Source organism: Streptomyces sp. NPDC006516 (genome assembly GCF_040611875.1).
Taxonomy (GTDB): domain Bacteria; phylum Actinomycetota; class Actinomycetes; order Streptomycetales; family Streptomycetaceae; genus Streptomyces.
Genome location: NZ_JBEXPD010000008.1, coordinates 14,247 through 32,905 on the forward strand (window position 1 = coordinate 14,247; position 18,659 = coordinate 32,905).

Genomic DNA, 18,659 nt, shown 5'->3' on the forward strand with positions numbered 1-18,659 from the left:
ACGGGCGGGGGGCCACGGAGTTCGCGGGCGGCTTCCTGCCCGTCTCAGCCGGTGCCTAGTAGCCGGGCGGCGCAGGGGGTGGACTCTTTACCTGGCCGGTTTTCAACCGCCAGAGACGTACCGAGCAACTCGCCTCACTCCGGTTCAGTTCGGTGGCTGAGGCGGCGGCGTCGCCGAGATCCAGCAGAATGCGGTCCTCCCATGGCCTCCAGCGGCGACTCGGTGGCCGTACACGCATTGCCGCGGGACGCTCCCAGGAGATCAGCGTCTTGGCCGCCGCCTGCTTGCGTGCGAGGAAGAGGCACCCCGGATAATAGAGATGCCCGGCCAGAACGACAGCAGCCTCTTTCGTGTAGAGGACGTTGTAGATCTTGTCCCGCGCATTACGTGTGATCTCCCGGCGGGCGCCCGTGACCTCCTTGGGTACCGGCACAAATAGGCTCCCACGGCGGCGCTGGCCGTTGTCAGTGAGATGAACGGCAGATCCTGGCTCGTGCGGCCGACGGAACCATCAGCGTCGATGATGCCGCGCAGGTAGTCGCGGCGGGAGAACTCCACTCGTGGTGGAGTGATCCGCTTCGATTTCCGCCCGTAGGGGAGGCCCAGCCCGTTGATTTTGTTCCTGGCTTCCAGGGCGCAGAGGGACCAGGTGGCCGAGTGGTGGCTCTCCGAGAAGTTCGTGGGCCGGACGCGCTCGGTGATGCTGCTGTTGTACGGAGTCAGGCGCTGGAACTCGTGGAGGATCGCGATGTCCCGCACGTTGATCTCGACGGTCAGCCGTCCCTTCCGGCCGGTTCCAGCAGCGAGATGGCCGTCGGCCTGCAGGAAGCCGAACATGTAGGCATAACGGGGATCGGCGAGGTCCATGAACGACGTGTCGGCCGACAGGAGCCCGTCGACTTCGAAAAGACCGGGGGCACTAGGGTCGTGTTCAGCCACGAGGAAGCCCTACTTCCTTGGTGGTGAGGCCCTCGGTCAGGACTGCAATCCGGACCGGGGGCCTTTCTGTGTGCTGTTGTTCACGACCATAGGAAGGGATTCGGGTGCCTTGGTGCGTGATAAGTCGCGATCACCCGTACGAGTGTCGACAGCCCATGTGCGTGTTTCGCCTTCAGCGGGTGCGGTGCACCTTGGAGTTGGAGGCCTGGGCGCGGGGGCGGACCACCAGGAGGTCGATGTTGACGTGGCTGGGGCGGGTGACGGCCCAGGTGATCGTGTCGGCCACGTCGTCCGCGGAGAGCGGGGCGTCGACGCCCGCGTAGACCTTGGCGGCCTTCTCGGTGTCGCCGCGGAAGCGGGTGGTGGCGAACTCCTCGGTCTTGACCATGCCGGGGGCGACCTCGATCACCCGGACCGGGGTGCCGACGATCTCCAGACGCAGGGTCTCCGCGAGGACGTGCTCGCCGTGCTTGGCGGCGACGTAACCGCCACCGCCCTCGTAGGTGGAGAGGCCCGCCGTCGAGGACAGGATCACGACGGTGCCGTCCCCGCTCGCGGTGAGGGCGGGGAGCAGGGCCTGGGTGACGTTGAGCGTGCCGATGACGTTGGTCTCGTACATCTGGCGCCAGTCGGAGGGGTCACCGGTGGCGACCGGGTCGGCTCCCAGCGCGCCGCCGGCGTTGTTGACCAGGACGGCCAGCGAGCGGAACGCCGTGGCGAATTCGTCCACCGCCGCGCGGTCGGTGACGTCGAGGGCGTACGCCGTCGCCTGGTGGCCGGCCTCGGTGAGCTCGGCGGCGAGCGTCTCGATGCGGTCCTTGCGGCGCGCGGTGAGCACCACGCGGTATCCGGCGGCGGCCAGCTGCCGGGCGGTCGCGGCGCCGATGCCGCTGCTCGCACCGGTGATGACGGCGATGGGGGTGGCGGCCATGCGAACTCCTCGGACAGCTGATCGGTACGGGGCCAGGATAGGCGGGCGTTCCGACGGCCCCTTCAGTGGTCGCGGGGGGCGTACATGATCACGGCCATGCCGGCCAGGCAGATCAGCGCTCCCGTGACGTCCCAGCGGTCCGGGCGGTAGCCGTCCGCGACCATGCCCCAGGCGATCGACCCTGCGACGAACACCCCGCCGTAGGCGGCGAGGATGCGGCCGAAGTCGGCGTCCGGCTGGAGGGTCGCCACGAAGCCGTAGACGCCGAGGGCGGCGACGCCCGCGCCGATCCAGATCCAGCCGCGGTGCTCGCGCACGCCCTGCCAGACGAGCCAGGCGCCGCCGATCTCGAAGAGCGCGGCGACGGCGAAGAGTGCGACGGAGCGGGCGATGAGCATGGCCTCAGCGTGCCACGCGGGGCACGGGAGGCGGGACGGCGGGAGTGTGAGGGCGGTCGAGATCGGCAGGAGGTCCGGCTCGCACCTGCTCGGCGCCGCGCGGTGGGCCGTGCGGGTGGGCGAGGCGCGGCGAACCGGGCCTCACACAGGGATGATTGAGGGCGATCGGTATGTTCGGCGCATGGGAGTGATGCGTAGAGCTGCACTGAAGGCATCCGTCGCCACCGCGCTGACCACGGCCATGGTGTTCGGCGGCCCGGGACTGTCCGCCGTCGCCGAGCCGGCGGCCGTCGCGGGGCCGGTGTCCGCTGCCGTGTCCGTCGCCGAGCCGGCGGCCCGGCGGATCGTGCCGGAGGCGGATGTGGCCCACCACGGTCGCGTCTCGCTGTGGGGCGACCGCCTCGGGGTCCTGCTGCGGTCCGGGAGCCGGGGGCCGTCCCGGGTCGAGGACGTGACCGTCCGGCTGCGCTTCTCCGTGCCGCTCGCAGCCGGACAGGAGCTGCCCCGGAACTGTCTGCGCGGCGGCGCCCGGACGGTGCTGTGCGGCACCGGCCCGCTGACCGCTGCCGGGGAGGCACGGCGCACGGCGGTCGGCCTCCACCTCGTGGGCCGCCCGGCCGAGGTGGTCGTGCGGGTGGACACGCTCTGGAACGGCGGCGCGAGCGACCGGAACAGGCGCAACGACACCCACCAGGTTCTGGCTCCCGCCACGGGCGACGCCTACGCCTTCTGACGCGCCTTCCGGTCTGCCGGGTCCGGCGGGTCCGAGGCGATCAGGTGGGCTCCGGTGAGGCCCGAGGGAATCCGGTGGATCCCGGGTGTTTCCCTCCGGCCGGGCGTGCCGGCCCGAGCGGTCGTGGGTGGTCGCGGTGCCCCCGAGGGCTCGCCGAAGCCTGCCACCGGGTCATCGTAGAAGAGAACAGGGGAGGACGTCAGGCGGTCGGAGCCTCGCTGCCCGCGCCACCGAACTCGCGCACGGCGTCCGCGACGATGGTCTCCAGATGGGAGTGGTGGGCGCCCCGCCAGTACACCCGGCCACAGGCCGCGCACTGTGCGAACACGTCGTACGACGCCTGCGTGCCCTGCTCCAGGCGGCCACGCACGGAATCCTTGTCCGCCTCGGCGAGTTCCCCGTTGCACGCGGTGCAGCGGGTCCACGGCGCGAGTACGGGAGCGAAGCGGCCCAGTACGTCGCGCAGCTGCTCCGCCGGGCGGTCGCTGTAGACGTAGGCCCCCGCCCAGATCTCCCTGCGCCGCAGCAGCCCCCGGTCGCGGGAGAGCAGGACGCGCTGCTCCTTCGCCGAGAGGGCGGCCAGCGCGGGATCGCCGATGTCCTCGCTCTCGTACGCCGCGTCCACGCCCAGCAGCCGCATCCGGCGCGCGAGCGTGCCCAGATGGACGTCGAGCAGGAAGCGCAGGGGCGCGCCGGGGACCGGCTGCGGGCGCCGTACGGCCCGGACCTCGACCAGTTCGCCGGCCCCGGGGATGTGGGACGCGGGCACGGGCCGGCCGTCGACGAGCAGCTGTCCGGCCTCGGTGAGCGGGACGCCGAGGGACTCCACGACGTGTCCGAGGGTCGACGACCCGTCGGTGGTGACGGCCGTGCGTCCGTGGCGGCGCTCGTGGGCGACGAAGAGCCGCAGTTCCGGGGCTACTTCGAGGGTGATCTCGGGTCCGTTCACCTGGTCAGGATGCCACCCCGCGCGGCCGGGCGGCCAAGGGTTTCCGGCGCGGGTCGGAGAGCGGTGAGGTCCAGCCGCCAGTCGTTCGCCACCATGGGGCGGCCGGGTGGGTATTCGAGGTCGCAGGGGCCGACGAGGACGAAGCCGCTCTTGCGGCACACCGCGTTCGACGCGCCGTTGCCGACGGACGGACAGGCGTGGAGCCAGCGGTGTCTGCCCGCGTCCCGTGCGTGGGCGGCCACGGCGGCGGTGGCCGAGGAGGCGATGCCGAGGCCCTGGAAGCCGGGGAGGACCGCCCAGCCCGTCTCGTAGACCTTCTCGCCCTGTCAGCTGTTCCTCGGTCTCCGGGCCGCCGAGGTGGCCCATGAGCTCCGGGGCGTTCGCCAGGCGGCGCAGCCCGAGGTCGTCCGCCGACCAGGGCGTGATCCGCACGGGGGCCGGGGACGCCGGGCGGGGCGCGCTGGGTTCCATGGGGCGGCTGTAGGGCGCCGCACCGTCAGCGGAGGGGCCTCAGCGCGACGCGAAGGCCGTCGGGGGGACCCCCACCGTGGCGGTGAAGTCTCTGACCAGGTGTGCCTGGTCGCTGTAGCCGAGATCACCGGCGAGCCGCGCCCAGTCGGGCTCCGTGTCCGTCTCGGCGCGTTGGAGCGCCTCGTGGATGCGGTGGCGGAGGATGACCCACTTGGGGCCGACTCCCACATAGCCGGAGAAGAGCCGCTGGAGCGTACGTACCGACATGTCCCCCGCGCGTGCGAGGGCGTCGACCCGGAGCAGGGAGCGGTCCGTGCGCGCACGTTCGGCCAGTGCCCGCGCCAGCTCTGCCTGCGGATCCGGCGGGGGGAGGAGCGGCAGCAGGAACGCGTCGAGTGCCGCGACCCGGGCGTCCTCGCCGGACGGGTCGAGTACGTCCCGCGCTGAGGGGAGCGGTCCGCTCTCCGGGGCGACCATGGCCTCCTCGGCGGGGACACGGCGCCCGGTCCAGGCCGACACGGGCCGGTGCGGGGCGAACGGCCGGAAGGCCCCCGCCCTGAACTTCACACCGCAGACCCGGCCGCGGCCCTCCAGTCGCTGGGTGAACAGGCCCTCGACGACGCCGTAGACCTCGGCGGAGCCCGCCCGTTCGCTCTCGCTGCCGGTCTCGGTGCGCTGGAAGACCAGGTGGACGCAGGGGTGCGGCACCACCTGCGAGGTGTACGGCTCCGGGAGGTCCCAGTCGATCAGCCAGTAGTGCTCCACGTGGGGCCGCAGCTCCGGGGCGGGGTCGCGGAGGCGGAAACGGACGCGGGTGAACAGGTCGGGGGCGTCGACGATCCCCCGTGTCTCGCGTCCAGGTCCGGCCATGGACGGATCTTAGGACGGTCCGAGCGCGTCGCTGTCGCGTTTCTTCAAGACGGACGGCCCCGCGAAGCGCACCGTGGGAGGCATGAAGACGATCAGCGAACTTCTGGAACGAGCCGCCGCGCAGGCCGGCCCCGTGGTGCGGGGGATCGGTGACGACCACCTGTCCGACGCCACGCCGTGCAGCGACTACGACGTACGGGCCCTGCTCAACCATCTCTTCGGCGTGATCGCGAACTTCCGTGTCCTGGCCGCGAAGGAGCCCGTGGACTTCAGCCGGACACCGGACGTCATCGAGGGGGACTGGCGAGGCCGCTTCGACGACGAGACGGCGCATCTGGTGAAGGCGTGGGCGCAGCCGGGCGCGGAGGACGGCGTGAGCGGAGGCATGGGGCTGCCCGCCAGGACGGTGGGCCTGATGGTGCTGGGTGACCTGACCGTGCACGCATGGGACCTGGCCCGGGCGACGGGCCAGGACTACGTGCCGGACCTCGAAGCCGTGGAGGAGATGGAGCCCTGGCTGGCCGAGATGGCTCCGCAGGCCCGGAAGATGAAGGTGTTCGGCGAGCCCTTCCCGCTCGGACCCGGGGCTACGGCCTTCGAACGGGTGCTGGCCGGGACGGGGCGCGATCCCGGCTGGCGCCCGCCCCGCCGCTGACGGTGGGGCCCGCCCCGGCCGGGTACGGGGCGGCCGGGTCGGCGTAGAGGCTGCCGAGGGCGGCGTACGCGCCGTCGACGACGGCCTCCGCCCGGTGCAGGGCGTCGTGCGCCGCCAGCTCGGCGGCCCGGCGGGTGTACGGCGAGGGTGGGCGCTGCCGCTGCCGCCTGCAGTCGCAGACCGCGTACACCCCGCCGGCCAGGACCACGGCCGGGACAGCCAGCGTCAGCAGCAGGTCATCCATGCGGGGCGCCCTCCTCAGGAGTCGGTGCTCCTTGCATCGGCAGGGCGGCCCAGGTGGCTGAAGATCATTCTTCGGCCAATGAATGGCCGAAGAGCGACCTCGGGGCCGTTTTTGCACTCGGGACCGCGCCTCCGGATACCGGGGGTCGGGTCATGCCTCCGGCGGACCCGAGCGTTCCGGATCCGGCAGAGCGTCCCCGCCCCCGGCCGGGTCCTGTGGGCCGCTCCGCTCCAGCCGCGTGCGCAGGGTCAGCGCGAACTCCTCGGCGCGCGCGAGTTGCGTCCGCAGCTTCGCCACCTGCTCCGCCGCTGACCGCTCGTACGCGCGCACCCGCTCCAGCAGTGCCTCCCGCTCACCTGCGGCGAGCGGTTCTCCGGCATCGGGTGCTTCCCCGGCGTCGAGGCGGTCGACCGCCTCCAGAAGGTCCCGCATCTCGTCGAGGGTGAAGCCGAGCGGTTTCATCCGGCGGATGACCATCAGCCGGGCCACATCGCCCTCGGTGTAGAGCCGGAATCCGCCCCGCGACCTGGCCGATGGCACCACGAGCCCGGACTCCTCGTAGTGCCGGATCGTGCGCAGCGACAGCTCGGTGCGCCGGGCGACCTCGCCGATCTGCATGTGCTGGCTGTTCACGGTGCCCCTTCGACGTCCGCCGTGCCCGTGGAAGGGCGGCGCTTCCATCCCTACTCTAACGTTAGGGTAGAGTTGGCCGGTACCCGGATGCCGGGGCCGATGACGCCTCCGGAGAAAGCCGGTGCCCGGTGGGGCGCGCCTCCCGTGCGTGGCCGTTCACCGCGTTCCTGCGGTCCCGTGCCGTACGCCTTCCCTGCCCGTGTCCGCCTTCTCGGAGCTGCGGGACGGCGCCCGCCGCATCCGTACGTCCCGCATCCCCCCGGCTCCCCCCGGGTGTGCCCGAGCAACGACAGGTCACGCTTCCTTGCCTTCCTCCGTTCCGTACCCGGCCGCCCGGCTGCGTCTCTCCAGGCCGCCCTGGCTGTCGCCGAAGGTCTTCCGCACGGAGGCCCTGGCCGGTCTCGTCGTGGGCCTGGCCCTCATCCCCGAGGCGATCTCGTTCTCGATCATCGCCGGTGTCGACCCGGCGGTCGGGCTGTTCGCCGCGTTCACGATGGCCGTCGTCATCTCCTTCGTCGGTGGCAGGCCGGCGATGATCTCCGCGGCGACGGGGGCCGTCGCCCTCGTCATCGCACCGCTCAACCGTGAACACGGCTTCGGCTACCTGGTCGCGGGCGTCATCCTCGGCGGGGTGTTCCAGATCGTCCTCGGGGCGCTCGGCGTGGCCCGGCTGATGCGGTTCGTGCCGCGCAGCGTGATGGTCGGTTTCGTGAACGCGCTGGCGATCCTGGTCTTCCTCGGCCAGATCCCCGAGGTGAGCGATGTCCCCTGGCCGGTGTACCCGCTGGTCGTCGGCGGTCTCCTGCTCATGGTGTTCTTCCCCCGGATCACCAGGGCGGTCCCGGCTCCGCTGGTCTCCATCGCCATCCTGACCGCGATCACCGTGGCCGCGGGCATCGCCGTTCCGACCGTCGGAGACAAGGGGGAGCTGCCGTCGTCCCTGCCGGTGCCGGGTCTGCCGGACGTGCCCTTCACGCTGGACACGCTGACCACCATCGCCCCGTACGCGCTGGCCATGGCGCTGGTCGGCCTGATGGAGTCGCTGATGACGGCCAAGCTGGTCGACGAGATCACCGACACCCACTCCAGCAAGACCCGTGAATCGATCGGGCAGGGCGTCGCCAACATCGTGACGGGCTTCTTCGGTGGCATGGGCGGCTGCGCGATGATCGGCCAGACGATGATCAACGTGAAGGTCTCCGGCGCCCGTACCCGGCTGTCCACGTTCCTTGCGGGCGTCTTCCTGATGGTGCTGTGCATCGCGTTCGGGCCGCTGGTCTCCCGTATCCCGATGGCGGCCCTCGTCGCGGTCATGGTCATGGTCTGCTTCGCGACCTTCGACTGGCACTCCGTCGCGCCCAGGACCCTGAAGCGGATGCCGGCCGGGGAGATCGCGGTCATGGTGATCACCGTGGTCTGTGTGGTCGCCACCGAGAACCTCGCTGTCGGTGTCGTCGTCGGCTCCGTGACGGCGATGGTCATCTTCGCCAGGCGGGTCGCCCACGTGGCCGATGTCACCACCGTCGTCGACCAGGACGGCGGGCGGATCGTCTACTCGGTGACCGGCGAACTCTTCTTCGCCTCGTCCAACGATCTGGTCGGACGGTTCGACTACGCGGGAGATCCGGAGCGGGTCGTCATCGACCTCGGCGCCGCGCACATCTGGGACGCGTCGGCCGTCGCGAGCCTGGACGCGATCACCACGAAGTACGAGCAGCGCGGCAAGAGCGTGGAGATCGTCGGTCTCAACGAGCGGAGCGCCCGTCTGCACAGCTCCCTCAGCGGCGAACTCACCGGAAGCGCCTGACCGGTGCTGCCCGCTGGGGGCCACAGGGGCCGCCGGGCTCCTGTTCAGCGTCCCGGCCGGGTCGTCGCCGGGCCGTGGCGGGTCCCCGGGACGCGCTGCCTATGCGGTACGCCGGCGCTCGTGCGGGGGGCGGCTCGCCGCCAGCGGCGGTCCGCCGGCCGCCTCGCAGAACGCCGAGAGGCCGGCGGTCAGCGCGTGGCGGGCGGCCGGGGGCATCTCGCCGATGGTCTTGCGAAGGTACTGCTCGCGCCGGTGCCTGAGCATGCGCAGGTGTGCCCGGCCGACCTCGGTGAGTCGCAGTTCCATCTCGCGGCGGTCCTCCGCCCTGGGCGTCCTGCGGAGGAAGCCGGTGGCCTGGAGCCGGTCGCACAGCCGGCTCACCGAGGGCGCCGCCATCGCGAGGTGACGTCCCAGGTCGCGCATGTTGATGCCCGGCTCCCGCTCGACGACGTACATCACCCGGGTCTGGGTCGGTGAGACCGGTGCCGTGTCGAAGGCGTCCCGGCCGCGTTCCCACGCGATCTCGAGGAGTTCCAGCAGGTGCCCGGCGTCGAGGGAGCCGTCCGGTGCGTCCTGGGCGTCCGGGACGGAATCCTCGCGCATGTGACACTCCCGAGTGAGCTCTCTGTGGGCCGTGCCTGCCGGCCGGTGTGAGCGACTGTGCATTCGAAGATATGTCAAGGAAAGCGAGACCAGTACAAGTGGACAGACCCAGCGCGGTCGAACGCCTGATGCGTGAGGCCGCGCCCCACCGGATCGTCGAGGTGCTGCGCACCCAGATCGAGCTGCGACACCAGGCCCTGGGGGTGGAGTTGCTGCTGGCCGACTACGCGACGTCCCGGCTTCAGCCCGTAAGTGACATGAATCACCCCCGCGGCCCCATGCCGGTCCACGGCAGCGATGCCGGAAGGGCCTTCGGCGCGCAGGAGCCGCACTGCGTGCACGACCCGGAGTCCTCGACCACGACGGTGCACCTGCCGGTCACCGTCCGGGGCGACCGCCTGGGAGTGCTGAGTGTCACTCTGCCCGACGGCGACGGTACGGGTCCCGGCGGCGACGCGCTGGACGACCTGCTGGGCTGCGCACAGGCGCTGGCCCACGAGGTCGTCGTCGCCGAGCGGGACACCGACCTCTTCCTCCAGGCCCGCAGGGCGGAGCGCCTGACCCTGGCCGCGGAGATGCAGTGGCAGCTCCTGCCGGGACGCTCCTGTACCCGCGACGAGTACAGCATCGGCGCCCAGCTCCAGCCCGCGTACGCCATTCACGGCGACAGCTTCGACTGGTCCACGACGGCGGACGAACTCGTACTGACCGTCAACAACGGTATGGGCGAGGGCATCGAGGCCGCGCTGCTCACCAATCTGGCCGTCAACGCCCTGCGCAACGCCCGGCGGGCCGGCCTGGGGCTGGCCGATCAGGCGTACCTGGCCGACCAGGCCGTCTACGGCCAGCATCACGGAAGCCGGCATCTGGCGACCCTGCTGCTCCGCTTCGATCTGCCCACCGGGAACGTGGAGATCATCGACGCGGGGTCACCGCGGATCTGGCGGCTGCGCGCGGGAGTCGTCGAAGCCGTCGAGCTGGAGGCCCAGATGCCGCTGGGCATGTTCCAGGACACGGTCTACACGGTGCAGGACTTCACGGTGGAGCCCGGCGACCGGCTGTTCTTCGTGAGCGACGGGGTGTACGACGCCCTGTCACCCACCGGCGAGAAGTACAGCCTGCGCGCCCTGGCCAGGGCGATCACCGAGACGCGTCTCCTGCCCGCGTCCCAGGTGCCGCGCGCCGTGCTGGAGACGCTGCTCGGTCACCGGGGCGACGGTCCGGCCCTGGACGACGCGCTGGTCCTGTGCCTCGACTGGCACGGCCGTCCAGGGGAACGCTGACAGAAGGGCCCGCCCTCCGCGCGGTGCGCCGGGGCGGGCCCGAACTGTGTGCTCGCCGTGAAGAAACCCGTCAGGGCTGATGTGTGGACCCGCCGCGAGACCCTCGCCACCCAGGGAGCGGGTTGCCATCCGCACCGCTTGTGGGCAATGGTTGCCGAAGGGAAAGTAATTTTCGTCCAGTTGGAAGGTGGTGCGACTCGCTCATGGCGGGTCCCCCCTCATGGCTCCTCCGAAGGAACACATCGCCACGAAGACACATCCCCGGTCCGTGTCCGACGTCTGGGGCGCTGCCCCGTATCCGGTGATCATCGCCGACAGTACGGGGGTCGTCGTCGACGTCAACCCGATCGCCGCCTCTCTGATGGGTGGCGCCGCGCCCGGCACCACGCTGGCACAGGCGGTGCCGTACTGGCTGGCACGTGCCCACGAGGAGACGGTGGATCCCGTCGATCCTCCCGGCGGGGAACCCCGCCGGCCCGTGTACCGGGGGGAGATCGGCGCGCAGAGCTTCGAGGCGCATCCGACGCCCGGGGTGGACGGGAACGTGGTGTGGTGGCTGGTCGACGACACCGACCGGCGGCTCGCCGAGGAGGCACTGGCCGCGGAGCGGGAGCGCACCACCTTCCTGGCCGAGGCGTCGAACGTCCTGCTGGCCTCGCTGAACACCGACCGCTGCATGGGCGCCACCGCCCAACTGGCCTCCCAGCACCTCGCCGACGCCGCCGTGGTCGTCGCTCCCGCCGCGGGCCGGAAACTGCCCATGGCGTACGCGGTCGGTGGCCGGGCCCCTGTCCGCGGAACGGTGACGGCCGATCCCTCCCAGGTGCCCGGCCTGAGTGAGGCCCTCCAGGGCTTCCCGCCCGTACCCTCCCGGTGGATCGACCCCGCGTCGCTGCCCGACTGGCTCATCCCGGACGACTTCACCGGCCCCGTCGGGTCGGCCGCCGTCACCCCCCTCCCCGGCCACGGCGTCCCGGCGGGCGTCCTGGTGCTGCTGCGCAGCGCGGGGTCCGTCGAGTTCAACGCGAACGAAGAGGTGTTCGCCCGGCTGTTCGCCGCCAGGGCCGGCGCCGCCCTGTCCGCCGCGAGGCTGTACGCCGAGCAGAGCGACATAACCCGGACCCTCATGCGGGACCTGCTGCCTCCACAGCTGCACTCCGTACACGGCGTCGAGTTCGCCGGCGGCTACCAGCCCGCCGCGGCGCGCGACAGGGTGGGCGGTGACTTCTACGACGTACACCCGGGCAGTACACAGGAGGACGCCTCGCTCGCGGTCCTCGGTGACGTCTGCGGCAAGGGCCTGGACGCCGCCGTGCTCACGGGCAAGATCCGCAACACGCTGCAGGCGCTGACGCCGATGGCGGGCGACCACGAACGCATGCTGCGACTGCTCAACGGGGCACTCCTCAACTCGCACCACACCCGTTTCGCGACCCTGGTGCTGGCCTCGGTCCAGCGCGTGGAGAACCGCGTGCGGCTCCGACTCACCTCCGCCGGCCACCCCTCCCCCCTGGTGGTCCGCAACGACGGGCGGGTCGACGCGATCGACACCCGCGGCACCCTGGTCGGGGCGCTGCCCCACATCGAGGCCCGCACGGTGGAGACCCACCTCGATCCCGGCGAGACCTGCCTGCTCTACACCGACGGCGTCACGGAGGCGCGCGGGGGCCCTCTGGGCGACGAACTGTTCGGCGAGGAACGGCTCATGCGTGTCATGTCGGAGTGTGCGGGCATGCCCGGCCAGGCCGTGGTCGAGCGTGTGCAGATGCTCGCGTCCCAGTGGCTGCAGGACGGCAGACACGACGACATGGCACTCGTCGCGATCACCGCTCCGCCGACCACCCACCTCAGCGCGGTGGACGGGCACACCCGGGGCAGGTACACGGCATGAACACGCACACCCCTGCCGCGCCCCGGCTGCGCGGCCTCCAGGACGCGTTGTGGACCGCGGTGACCGGGCGGGACGAACGCGCCGCCGCCGAGCTGCTCTTCGCGGCCCTCGACGACGGGATCGACGCCGAGACCGTGCTGCTGGACGTCATCGCTCCCGTACAGGCGCGGGTGGGCGCCGAGTGGGCGGCCAACCGCCTGAGCGTCGCTCAGGAACACGCGGCCAGCGCCATCGCCGAACGGATCATCGCCGCGCTCGCCCACCACCGCCCCGCCGCGCGTGCCACGCCGAGGCTGGGGCGGGTCACCGTGGCCTGTGTGGACCAGGAGTGGCACGTCCTGCCGGCCCGTCTGCTGTCCGAGGTGCTGACACTGCGCGGGTGGCAGGTGGACTTCCTCGGCGCACAGGTGCCCACACCGCACCTCATCGCGCATCTGCACACCTACGGCGCGGACGTCGTCGCGCTGTCCTCCTCGATCCCCACCCGGCTGCCCGCCGCGCACGCGGCGATCACCGCCTGCCAGGCCGTGGGCGTGCCGGTGCTGGCGGGCGGAGCGGCCTTCGGACCGGCCGGACGGTACGCGCGCAGGCTGGGCGCCGACGCCTGGGCGCCCGACGCACGCTCCGCGGCGCACCGCATCGCGGACGGCATCGAGGTCCCGCTCATGGCCGTCGGCAGGCAGCAGATAGACGACCTGCCACACCTGGGGGACCAGGAGTACACCCTCGTGGTCCGCAGCAGACCCCAGCTCGTCCGTGAGGTGCTGGCCCAGCTCGAGAGCCGGTTCCCCGAGTCGGCGGCGTACACGGAGCAGCAGCGCGAGCACACGGCGCAGGACATCTCCCACATCGTCGAACACCTGGGCGTGGCCCTCTACATGGACGACGACGACCTCTTCGCCGGTTTCCTGACCTGGACCGGGGGAATCCTCGGCGCCCGCGGCGTCCCGGCCGGGTCCTTGCGGCCGGTCCTCGACGTCCTGGGGACGGAACTCAAGGACTTCCCCCGATCCACCCGGCTGATCGACCAGGCGCGCACGGCGCTGGACGCGCTCCTGGCACCGGCCGGCCATACCTCTTCCGGAGCCTCGGATGACAGATCTGACCAGCCCGCCCTTCTCCCTGACCACTGAAGCCGTGCCGGGAGCCGTCCGGCTGCGCCTGGCAGGTGATCTGGACCACGACACGAGCGAGCAGCTCGTGGAGCGCGCCCGGGCCTGCCTCGCGGCCGACCCGGGCGTGCGCGACCTGGTCCTGGACTGCGCGCAGCTACGGCTGTGCGACTCGATGGGCGTGTCCAGCCTTCTGATGATCCACCGCGCCACCACGTCCCGGGGCGTGGGGCTGCACCTGGTGGACCAGCCGGCGTTCCTCCGCAGGATCCTGGAGATCACCGGCATACGGCAGATATTCGGCCCGCGCGGTCCGGGCCGGCTCGCGGGGCAGGCTCACGTGGAGGACGGCCCACCGTCCGCACCCTCGGGCTGACGCCGTGTCACGCGGGCCGGGCGGACGGGGGCGCGTCGAGGGCCGCGTCGAGGGTGGGGTACGTGCGGATCACCCGGTCGACGCCCGCAGTCCGCAGGAGCCGCGTCACGGCCGTGCCCGGGGCGGCGATCCGCAGCTGCGTCCGCTGGTGCGTCTCGATGAGAAGGCTGAGGAAGGAGGAGTCCGCGAACGTGATCGCGGAGGCCTCCAGCACCACGACGTCGTACCCGGCCACGGCCTGCCAGAGGGCGATGAACAGCGGATCGACGCTGTCGGAGTCGATCTCGCCGCGCGCCCGGACGACCCAGCAGCCGTTGATCTCACCTTCGGCCGCCACCACCGTCGACGCGGGGGGCGTGGAGTTGTCGAGAGGCTCACGGACCATGCGGGAAATTATGCCAACCGCCTATGCCCGCACGCACCGACATCCCGCTCAGACGAGGGCGATCAGGGCGACGACGTCCTTGCCGTCGAGGTGGTGCCTCACCGACACCCACTCCGTCAGGCGGCGCACCAGGGGCCATCCGTAACCGCCGATGGGAGCGGTGGCCGGGTCGCGTTCGGTGACCACCGGCGCCTCGGGGCTGGCGTCGGCGACGGTCAGGAGGAGCCCGTCGTCGGTGATCTCCGCCGTGAAGCCGGTGAGTCCGCCGCCGTGCCGGACAGCATTGGTGACCAGTTCCGAGGTCACCAGCAAGGCGTCCGCCAGCACGACCTCGGCCGGGCCTTCCCCGGCCTGTCCGTGGAACCACGCTTCCAGGAGCCGGGTGACGACGGCACGCGCGGCGGCCGCGTTCCGCGGCACGTCGGGCGGGTCGTTCCCGTCCGCGGGTTCCCGCGGACCGTTTCCGCTCGCTGGTGGCCGCGGCTCGGTCCCGTCCGCCGGGGCTTCCGGCAGGTCCGTCGCGGCCGGCTTCTCGGCTTCCTGGTCCGCCGGGGCCGTCGGGGCAGGTGTGGCGGCGGCCTCCTCCGGCCCATCGGCCGGACTCACGCCGTCGTGCAGCACTTCTCGCTCCCCGTTCATGACACCCTGCGCCTGCCCGAAGAGGCCGGAGTCATTCGTCCGCGGTCCGGGCGGCGTGGCTCCGGAAGGGCCGGACGCGGGGGTCAGCATGTGAGCGCCGCGTCCACCGTGTCCGCGAAGCTGAAGGCGCCGAGGGTGCCCGAGACCTCGAAGAGCCGGTGCACTCCGGTGGCGAGGGGGCCCGCCAGCACCAGCCGCACCCCCGCCTCGGTGTGCCGGCGCTGGGCGTTCAGCAGGGCGTGCAGCCCTGTGGAGTCGGCGAATTCCAGCCGGGACAGATCGGCCACGGTCAGCCGCCCGCCGGCGTCGGCAGCCTTCTCCAGTGCCTCGACCAGACCGGAGGGACCGGTCCATCCGTCGAGGCTCCCTCGCACACGTATCACGACGACACCGTCGTCCGTGGTCTCCACGACCACACGCAGTTCATCTGCCGACATGCGTCATATCTTGCTACATGGCGGGAGTGGCGGGGAGCGGACGCGGTGACAGGGCCCAGGAGGGCCGCCACACCGGCCCGGGGAGCGGTGCCAGGCCTGCGAGATGACCGACGACCGCACGCAGCCCCGGGTGCGGATTCACCCGGGGGAGGAGGAGCGAGAGCGGGTACGCGAGCGTCGGACCGGCGATCGGGATGCGGCGCAGGTCGTGGCCGGCCGGCCAGAGGTACCGGTCACGCGAGCCCACGAGGGTCGCGACGTCCGGGGAGTCCGCGAGGATGTCGAGGAGTACCTCGTTGCCGAAGTTGGGGCCCGCGGCGTCGACACGGAGGCCGAACGCGGTGACGAGCTGATCGTAGAAGTCCGCCCACTCGCTCAGCGGCGCGATGCCCGGCACCCAGATCCGGTGCCGGCGCAGCTGGGGCGGTGTCAGACGCCGGGCGGAGGCGAGCGGGTGCTTCGGGCCGACGAGGAGTTCCAGCGGGGAGTCGAACGCGTGGATCATCCGCACGTCGCGCGGCAGCGTCGCCGGGTCGGTGACCGAGCGGAACGAGGCGTCGACGTCGCCCGCCCGGACGGCGGAGACGGCGACGCGCGGATCGTCGGCCCGGAGGGTCACCACGTCGAGCTCGGTCCCGGGGCGCGACCGCCAGTAGTCGTGCAGGACGACGGCCTGCGCGGATCGCAGGCCGAGGACGTCGATCCGCAGGGCCCGTGAGCCCGGCCTGATCGCGGTCACGGCGCGCTCGGCTGCCGTGACGATGCCCCGGGCGTGCGGGAGGAACGCCTGTCCGTCGAGGGTCGGTTCGACCCCCTTCGGGGTGCGGGTGAACAACCGGACACCGAGTTCCCGCTCGAGGGCCGCGATCCGTTTCGACACGGCCTGTTGCGTCACGCCGAGCTCGTCGGCCGCGTGTCGCAGCTGCCCGAGCTCGGCCGCGCGGACGAATGTACGCACCGCCTCGGTATCCATCGGACCAGCCTACGGATGCACAACCGATGGTTGTAGCCACCCGCGAGCCGGTTGTTTGATCCCGGCTGGGCGCGGCCGGTGTGATGCGGGGGACGGGCACCGCAGGGAGTGAGGAGTCGCATGCGTGCGCGGCTGGGTCGCGATTTCGGTCTGCTGTGGTCGGCCTACGCCGTCAGTACGTACGGCACGTGGATCGCCTTCGGTGCGTTCCCGCTGATCGCGGTGCGGGTGCTGCACGCCTCGGCCTTCGCCGTGGCGTTCCTGGAGGCGGCCGGGCTCGCCGTCGCGGCGGTCGTCGCCTTCTCCCTCGGGCCGTGGGTGGAGCACCGGGCCAAGCGGCCCGTGATGATCGCGGCGGACCTCGTCCGGTTCGCCGCGATGACGAGTCTCCCGCTGGCGTACGCCGTCGGTGTCCTGACCTATGCCCAACTGCTGGTTGTGTCGGTCGTCTCCGGCACCGCGGGCATCGCCTTCACCGCCGCGTCCGGCGCACACCTGAAGCACCTCCTCCATGGGGAGCACCTCCTGGTGGCGAACGGGAGGTTCGAGGGCACGAGCTGGGTCGCGACGGCGGCGGGCCCGCCTCTCGGCGGCGCGCTCGTCGGACTGCTGGGCCCGGTCGTGACCGTCATGGCGGACGCTCTCAGCTATCTGCTGTCCGCGCTCGCGGTCCTCCGCATCCGCGGCAGCGATGTCGCGGTACGGCGCGAGCGGGCCGGCGATCCGCGCCGGTCAGGTCTTCCCGGCGGCTGGCGGTTCATCCTCAGCGACCGGGTGCTGCGGCGGCTGTTCCTCAACTCGGTCCTGGTCGGCGGCCTGATCATGGCCACCGCCCCGCTCCTGGCCGTCCTCCTGCTGGACCGGTACCACTACCCGGCCTGGCAGTACGGCCTCGCCTTCGGCGTCCCGGCACTCGGCGGCTTCGTGGGCGCCCGGCTCTCCCCGCGCCTGGTGAACCGCTACGGCCGGTACCGGGTCATGATCGTCTCGGGCCGGCTACGAGCGCTCTTCCCGCTCGGCCTGGCCTTCGTCGGCCCCGGAGCCGCAGGGCTCCTCACCGTGATCGTCGTCGAGGGACTGCTGATCACCTGCATGGGCGTCTTCAACCCGGTCCACGCGACGGAGCGTCTGCGCAGGACACCCGCTGATCACACGGCCCGTGTCCTCGCCACGTGGAGCGCCGTCGGCAAGCTCGTACAGGCCTCGCTGATGGTGGGGTGGGGCCTCCTCGCCACACTCACCGGCCCGCTCACCGCGATCACCCTGTCCGGAGTGCTCCTGCTCGCGACCCCGCTGCTGCTGCCCACGCGGGCAGACATGTCCGCTCCCCGTCCGGCCGAAGCGCCCGGCGGTCTCCCGGCCCTGTGACGCACCGTGGGGCCCGTCGGATTCCCGGCCCTGTGACGCACCGTGGGGCCCGCCGGGTTCCCCGCCCTGTGACGCACTGCGGCGCCAGGAGCGTTCCCGGTGCGGGCGCCGCGCCGGCCCGCTCGCGCCGGGCGGAATCCCGCGTCACGGCCACACGAGGCAGTACGGCTGGTGTCCCGCCTCATGCAGCCGGTGGGAGAAGTCCTGCCACTCGTGGAGCAGCTGGTAGACGTTGAACGCGTCGCGCGGTCCGCCGCGGTCCGGGACCGTGGACCAGATGAAGGCCGCCGCGCCGACGGATTCCTCGCCGACGTCCCGCAGCGGGTCGACCACGGTCATCGGCAGCTTGACCACCGCGTAGTCGGGATGGAGCACGACCAGCTCCAGCGGGGGGACCTTGTTCAGGGGTATGCCCTGTATGCCGGTGAGGACCATGGCCGCCACCGTCTCGGGCTTGATCTTGCTGAACATGCCGCCCATGCCCAGCTCGTCGCCGCCCAGTTCCTCGGGGCGCATGGAAATGGGCACACGTGCGGCGGTGGCCCCGTCAGGGGCCCCGAAGTACTTGTAGGTCACCCCCACCCGTCCACTGCTCCTGCTCCCCGAACCGTCGACGTCGCCGGCCCTGGCGTCCCGTACGCGCTCGGCCTCGCGTTCGGCCTTACGCCGGTGCCGCCCTCGCCGGGCAGGCTCGGGCCCCAGGTCGTCGGTCCCTTCGCCCACTCCGCCACCGCGATGCATATCTCATCCACCCGACTACTTCTTAGGAGACACAGCCCCGCCGCGCAACCCGATCATCGTCAGTGACCTCCCCCACGGGCGTGCGGTGAAACACCTGTCCGCAAGACCGTCGATGCCTCTGACACCATGGCATGTGTGAGCTTTCCCTATGACGCCCCAGTTTCGCAGACGCGAGGAGACTGACGCCCTTTCGTTGTACGAGCCTCATACGGGGAGAGCGC

At 71.8% G+C, this 18,659-nt stretch carries 20 protein-coding genes and 2 pseudogenes; 8 read left to right on the forward strand and 14 right to left on the reverse strand.

Annotated elements, in window-relative coordinates:
- Positions 1 to 55 precede the first annotated feature (55 nt).
- The 3 genes and pseudogenes from ABZY45_RS21620 to ABZY45_RS21630 form a co-directional block, all read right to left on the reverse strand.
- Positions 56 to 939: pseudogene (locus ABZY45_RS21620) on the reverse strand (hypothetical protein).
- A 172-nt stretch (positions 940 to 1,111) separates the two neighbouring features.
- Entirely contained in the window at positions 1,112 to 1,870 is a 759-nt protein-coding gene (locus ABZY45_RS21625) for an SDR family NAD(P)-dependent oxidoreductase (RefSeq protein WP_356742104.1), read from the reverse strand.
- A 62-nt stretch (positions 1,871 to 1,932) separates the two neighbouring features.
- Complete coding sequence (locus tag ABZY45_RS21630; RefSeq protein ID WP_356742106.1) at positions 1,933 to 2,268, reverse strand: YnfA family protein; 336 nt, start codon at positions 2,266 to 2,268, stop codon at positions 1,933 to 1,935.
- A 181-nt stretch (positions 2,269 to 2,449) separates the two neighbouring features.
- Here ABZY45_RS21630 and ABZY45_RS21635 point away from each other — a divergent pair, with 181 nt between their 5' ends.
- Positions 2,450 to 3,001 (forward strand): hypothetical protein, encoded by a 552-nt coding sequence (locus ABZY45_RS21635; RefSeq protein ID WP_356742108.1) that lies wholly within the window; start codon positions 2,450 to 2,452, stop codon positions 2,999 to 3,001.
- A gap of 199 nt (positions 3,002 to 3,200) precedes the next feature.
- Here ABZY45_RS21635 and ABZY45_RS21640 read toward each other — a convergent pair whose 3' ends face one another.
- From ABZY45_RS21640 to ABZY45_RS21650, 3 genes and pseudogenes are all read right to left on the reverse strand, one after another.
- Positions 3,201 to 3,950 carry a Mut7-C RNAse domain-containing protein gene (locus tag ABZY45_RS21640; RefSeq protein ID WP_356742110.1) on the reverse strand — a complete coding sequence of 250 codons (750 nt, stop codon included), beginning with the start codon at positions 3,948 to 3,950 and terminating at the stop codon, positions 3,201 to 3,203.
- A pseudogene (locus tag ABZY45_RS21645) lies at positions 3,947 to 4,316 on the reverse strand (GNAT family N-acetyltransferase). The gene ABZY45_RS21640 and the pseudogene ABZY45_RS21645 overlap by 4 nt, the downstream one beginning before the upstream one ends.
- Positions 4,317 to 4,460: 144 nt before the next feature.
- Positions 4,461 to 5,291, reverse strand: a complete 831-nt coding sequence (locus tag ABZY45_RS21650; protein ID WP_356742112.1) for a helix-turn-helix domain-containing protein — start codon at positions 5,289 to 5,291, stop codon at positions 4,461 to 4,463.
- Between the two features lie 82 nt (positions 5,292 to 5,373).
- Between ABZY45_RS21650 and ABZY45_RS21655 the strand changes: the two genes are divergently transcribed.
- Positions 5,374 to 5,946 (forward strand): TIGR03086 family metal-binding protein, encoded by a 573-nt coding sequence (locus ABZY45_RS21655; protein WP_356742114.1) that lies wholly within the window; start codon positions 5,374 to 5,376, stop codon positions 5,944 to 5,946.
- Here ABZY45_RS21655 and ABZY45_RS21660 read toward each other — a convergent pair.
- Together ABZY45_RS21660 and ABZY45_RS21665 are read right to left on the reverse strand one after the other, a co-directional pair.
- Entirely contained in the window at positions 5,879 to 6,190 is a 312-nt protein-coding gene (locus ABZY45_RS21660) for a hypothetical protein (RefSeq protein WP_356742116.1), read from the reverse strand. The genes ABZY45_RS21655 and ABZY45_RS21660 overlap by 68 nt on opposite strands.
- 150 nt (positions 6,191 to 6,340) lie before the next feature.
- Positions 6,341 to 6,823: a MerR family transcriptional regulator gene (locus ABZY45_RS21665; protein WP_356742118.1), complete on the reverse strand. Its 483-nt coding sequence runs from the start codon at positions 6,821 to 6,823 to the stop codon at positions 6,341 to 6,343.
- Positions 6,824 to 7,127: 304 nt separating this feature from the next.
- Here ABZY45_RS21665 and ABZY45_RS21670 point away from each other — a divergent pair, with 304 nt between their 5' ends.
- Positions 7,128 to 8,630 carry a SulP family inorganic anion transporter gene (locus tag ABZY45_RS21670; protein ID WP_356742120.1) on the forward strand — a complete coding sequence of 501 codons (1,503 nt, stop codon included), beginning with the start codon at positions 7,128 to 7,130 and terminating at the stop codon, positions 8,628 to 8,630.
- Between the two features lie 99 nt (positions 8,631 to 8,729).
- On the opposite strand, the gene ABZY45_RS21675 is transcribed toward ABZY45_RS21670, so the two are convergent.
- The gene (locus ABZY45_RS21675; RefSeq protein ID WP_356742122.1) at positions 8,730 to 9,233 is read right to left on the reverse strand and encodes a MarR family transcriptional regulator; all 504 of its coding nucleotides are present in this window, start codon (positions 9,231 to 9,233) and stop codon (positions 8,730 to 8,732) included.
- 98 nt (positions 9,234 to 9,331) lie between these two features.
- Between ABZY45_RS21675 and ABZY45_RS21680 the strand changes: the two genes are divergently transcribed.
- The 4 genes from ABZY45_RS21680 (at position 9,332) to ABZY45_RS21695 (ending at position 13,895) form a co-directional block, all read left to right on the forward strand.
- The gene (locus tag ABZY45_RS21680; protein ID WP_356742124.1) at positions 9,332 to 10,516 is read left to right on the forward strand and encodes a PP2C family protein-serine/threonine phosphatase; all 1,185 of its coding nucleotides are present in this window, start codon (positions 9,332 to 9,334) and stop codon (positions 10,514 to 10,516) included.
- 220 nt (positions 10,517 to 10,736) lie between these two features.
- Positions 10,737 to 12,407, forward strand: a complete 1,671-nt coding sequence (locus ABZY45_RS21685) for a PP2C family protein-serine/threonine phosphatase (RefSeq protein WP_356742126.1) — start codon at positions 10,737 to 10,739, stop codon at positions 12,405 to 12,407.
- A complete protein-coding gene (locus tag ABZY45_RS21690) occupies positions 12,404 to 13,540 on the forward strand; it encodes a cobalamin-dependent protein (RefSeq protein WP_356742128.1) in 1,137 nt (378 codons plus the stop codon). The genes ABZY45_RS21685 and ABZY45_RS21690 overlap by 4 nt, the downstream gene beginning before the upstream one ends.
- On the forward strand, positions 13,500 to 13,895 hold the full coding sequence (locus ABZY45_RS21695) for an STAS domain-containing protein (protein ID WP_356742130.1): 396 nt from the start codon (positions 13,500 to 13,502) through the stop codon (positions 13,893 to 13,895). The genes ABZY45_RS21690 and ABZY45_RS21695 overlap by 41 nt, the downstream gene beginning before the upstream one ends.
- A gap of 7 nt (positions 13,896 to 13,902) precedes the next feature.
- Here ABZY45_RS21695 and ABZY45_RS21700 read toward each other — a convergent pair whose 3' ends face one another.
- The 4 genes from ABZY45_RS21700 to ABZY45_RS21715 form a co-directional block, all read right to left on the reverse strand.
- Positions 13,903 to 14,280, reverse strand: a complete 378-nt coding sequence (locus tag ABZY45_RS21700; protein ID WP_356742132.1) for an STAS domain-containing protein — start codon at positions 14,278 to 14,280, stop codon at positions 13,903 to 13,905.
- 48 nt (positions 14,281 to 14,328) lie between these two features.
- Positions 14,329 to 14,919, reverse strand: a complete 591-nt coding sequence (locus tag ABZY45_RS21705; protein WP_356742134.1) for an ATP-binding protein — start codon at positions 14,917 to 14,919, stop codon at positions 14,329 to 14,331.
- Between the two features lie 83 nt (positions 14,920 to 15,002).
- Positions 15,003 to 15,356: an STAS domain-containing protein gene (locus ABZY45_RS21710; RefSeq protein ID WP_356742136.1), complete on the reverse strand. Its 354-nt coding sequence runs from the start codon at positions 15,354 to 15,356 to the stop codon at positions 15,003 to 15,005.
- A 13-nt stretch (positions 15,357 to 15,369) separates the two neighbouring features.
- The gene (locus ABZY45_RS21715; protein ID WP_356742138.1) at positions 15,370 to 16,329 is read right to left on the reverse strand and encodes a LysR family transcriptional regulator; all 960 of its coding nucleotides are present in this window, start codon (positions 16,327 to 16,329) and stop codon (positions 15,370 to 15,372) included.
- 120 nt (positions 16,330 to 16,449) lie between these two features.
- Between ABZY45_RS21715 and ABZY45_RS21720 the strand changes: the two genes are divergently transcribed.
- Complete coding sequence (locus ABZY45_RS21720) at positions 16,450 to 17,697, forward strand: MFS transporter (RefSeq protein WP_356742140.1); 1,248 nt, start codon at positions 16,450 to 16,452, stop codon at positions 17,695 to 17,697.
- A gap of 144 nt (positions 17,698 to 17,841) precedes the next feature.
- Here ABZY45_RS21720 and ABZY45_RS21725 read toward each other — a convergent pair whose 3' ends face one another.
- Positions 17,842 to 18,438, reverse strand: a complete 597-nt coding sequence (locus tag ABZY45_RS21725) for a hypothetical protein (protein WP_356742141.1) — start codon at positions 18,436 to 18,438, stop codon at positions 17,842 to 17,844.
- Positions 18,439 to 18,659: the final 221 nt, after the last annotated feature.

Bases quoted from the DNA above. Each gene is read 5' to 3' on its own strand.
- ABZY45_RS21635 (WP_356742108.1), top strand. From the start codon at position 2,450: ATGGGAGTGATGCGTAGAGCTGCACTGAAGGCATCCGTCGCCACCGCG.
- ABZY45_RS21705 (WP_356742134.1), bottom strand. From the start codon at position 14,919: ATGAACGGGGAGCGAGAAGTGCTGCACGACGGCGTGAGTCCGGCCGAT.
- ABZY45_RS21630 (WP_356742106.1), bottom strand. From the start codon at position 2,268: ATGCTCATCGCCCGCTCCGTCGCACTCTTCGCCGTCGCCGCGCTCTTC.
- ABZY45_RS21710 (WP_356742136.1), bottom strand. From the start codon at position 15,356: ATGTCGGCAGATGAACTGCGTGTGGTCGTGGAGACCACGGACGACGGT.
- ABZY45_RS21700 (WP_356742132.1), bottom strand. From the start codon at position 14,280: ATGGTCCGTGAGCCTCTCGACAACTCCACGCCCCCCGCGTCGACGGTG.
- ABZY45_RS21695 (WP_356742130.1), top strand. From the start codon at position 13,500: ATGACAGATCTGACCAGCCCGCCCTTCTCCCTGACCACTGAAGCCGTG.
- ABZY45_RS21655 (WP_356742114.1), top strand. From the start codon at position 5,374: ATGAAGACGATCAGCGAACTTCTGGAACGAGCCGCCGCGCAGGCCGGC.
- ABZY45_RS21675 (WP_356742122.1), bottom strand. From the start codon at position 9,233: ATGCGCGAGGATTCCGTCCCGGACGCCCAGGACGCACCGGACGGCTCC.
- ABZY45_RS21715 (WP_356742138.1), bottom strand. From the start codon at position 16,329: ATGGATACCGAGGCGGTGCGTACATTCGTCCGCGCGGCCGAGCTCGGG.
- ABZY45_RS21660 (WP_356742116.1), bottom strand. From the start codon at position 6,190: ATGGATGACCTGCTGCTGACGCTGGCTGTCCCGGCCGTGGTCCTGGCC.
- ABZY45_RS21690 (WP_356742128.1), top strand. From the start codon at position 12,404: ATGAACACGCACACCCCTGCCGCGCCCCGGCTGCGCGGCCTCCAGGAC.
- ABZY45_RS21625 (WP_356742104.1), bottom strand. From the start codon at position 1,870: ATGGCCGCCACCCCCATCGCCGTCATCACCGGTGCGAGCAGCGGCATC.
- ABZY45_RS21720 (WP_356742140.1), top strand. From the start codon at position 16,450: ATGCGTGCGCGGCTGGGTCGCGATTTCGGTCTGCTGTGGTCGGCCTAC.
- ABZY45_RS21650 (WP_356742112.1), bottom strand. From the start codon at position 5,291: ATGGCCGGACCTGGACGCGAGACACGGGGGATCGTCGACGCCCCCGAC.
- ABZY45_RS21685 (WP_356742126.1), top strand. From the start codon at position 10,737: ATGGCTCCTCCGAAGGAACACATCGCCACGAAGACACATCCCCGGTCC.
- ABZY45_RS21725 (WP_356742141.1), bottom strand. From the start codon at position 18,438: ATGCATCGCGGTGGCGGAGTGGGCGAAGGGACCGACGACCTGGGGCCC.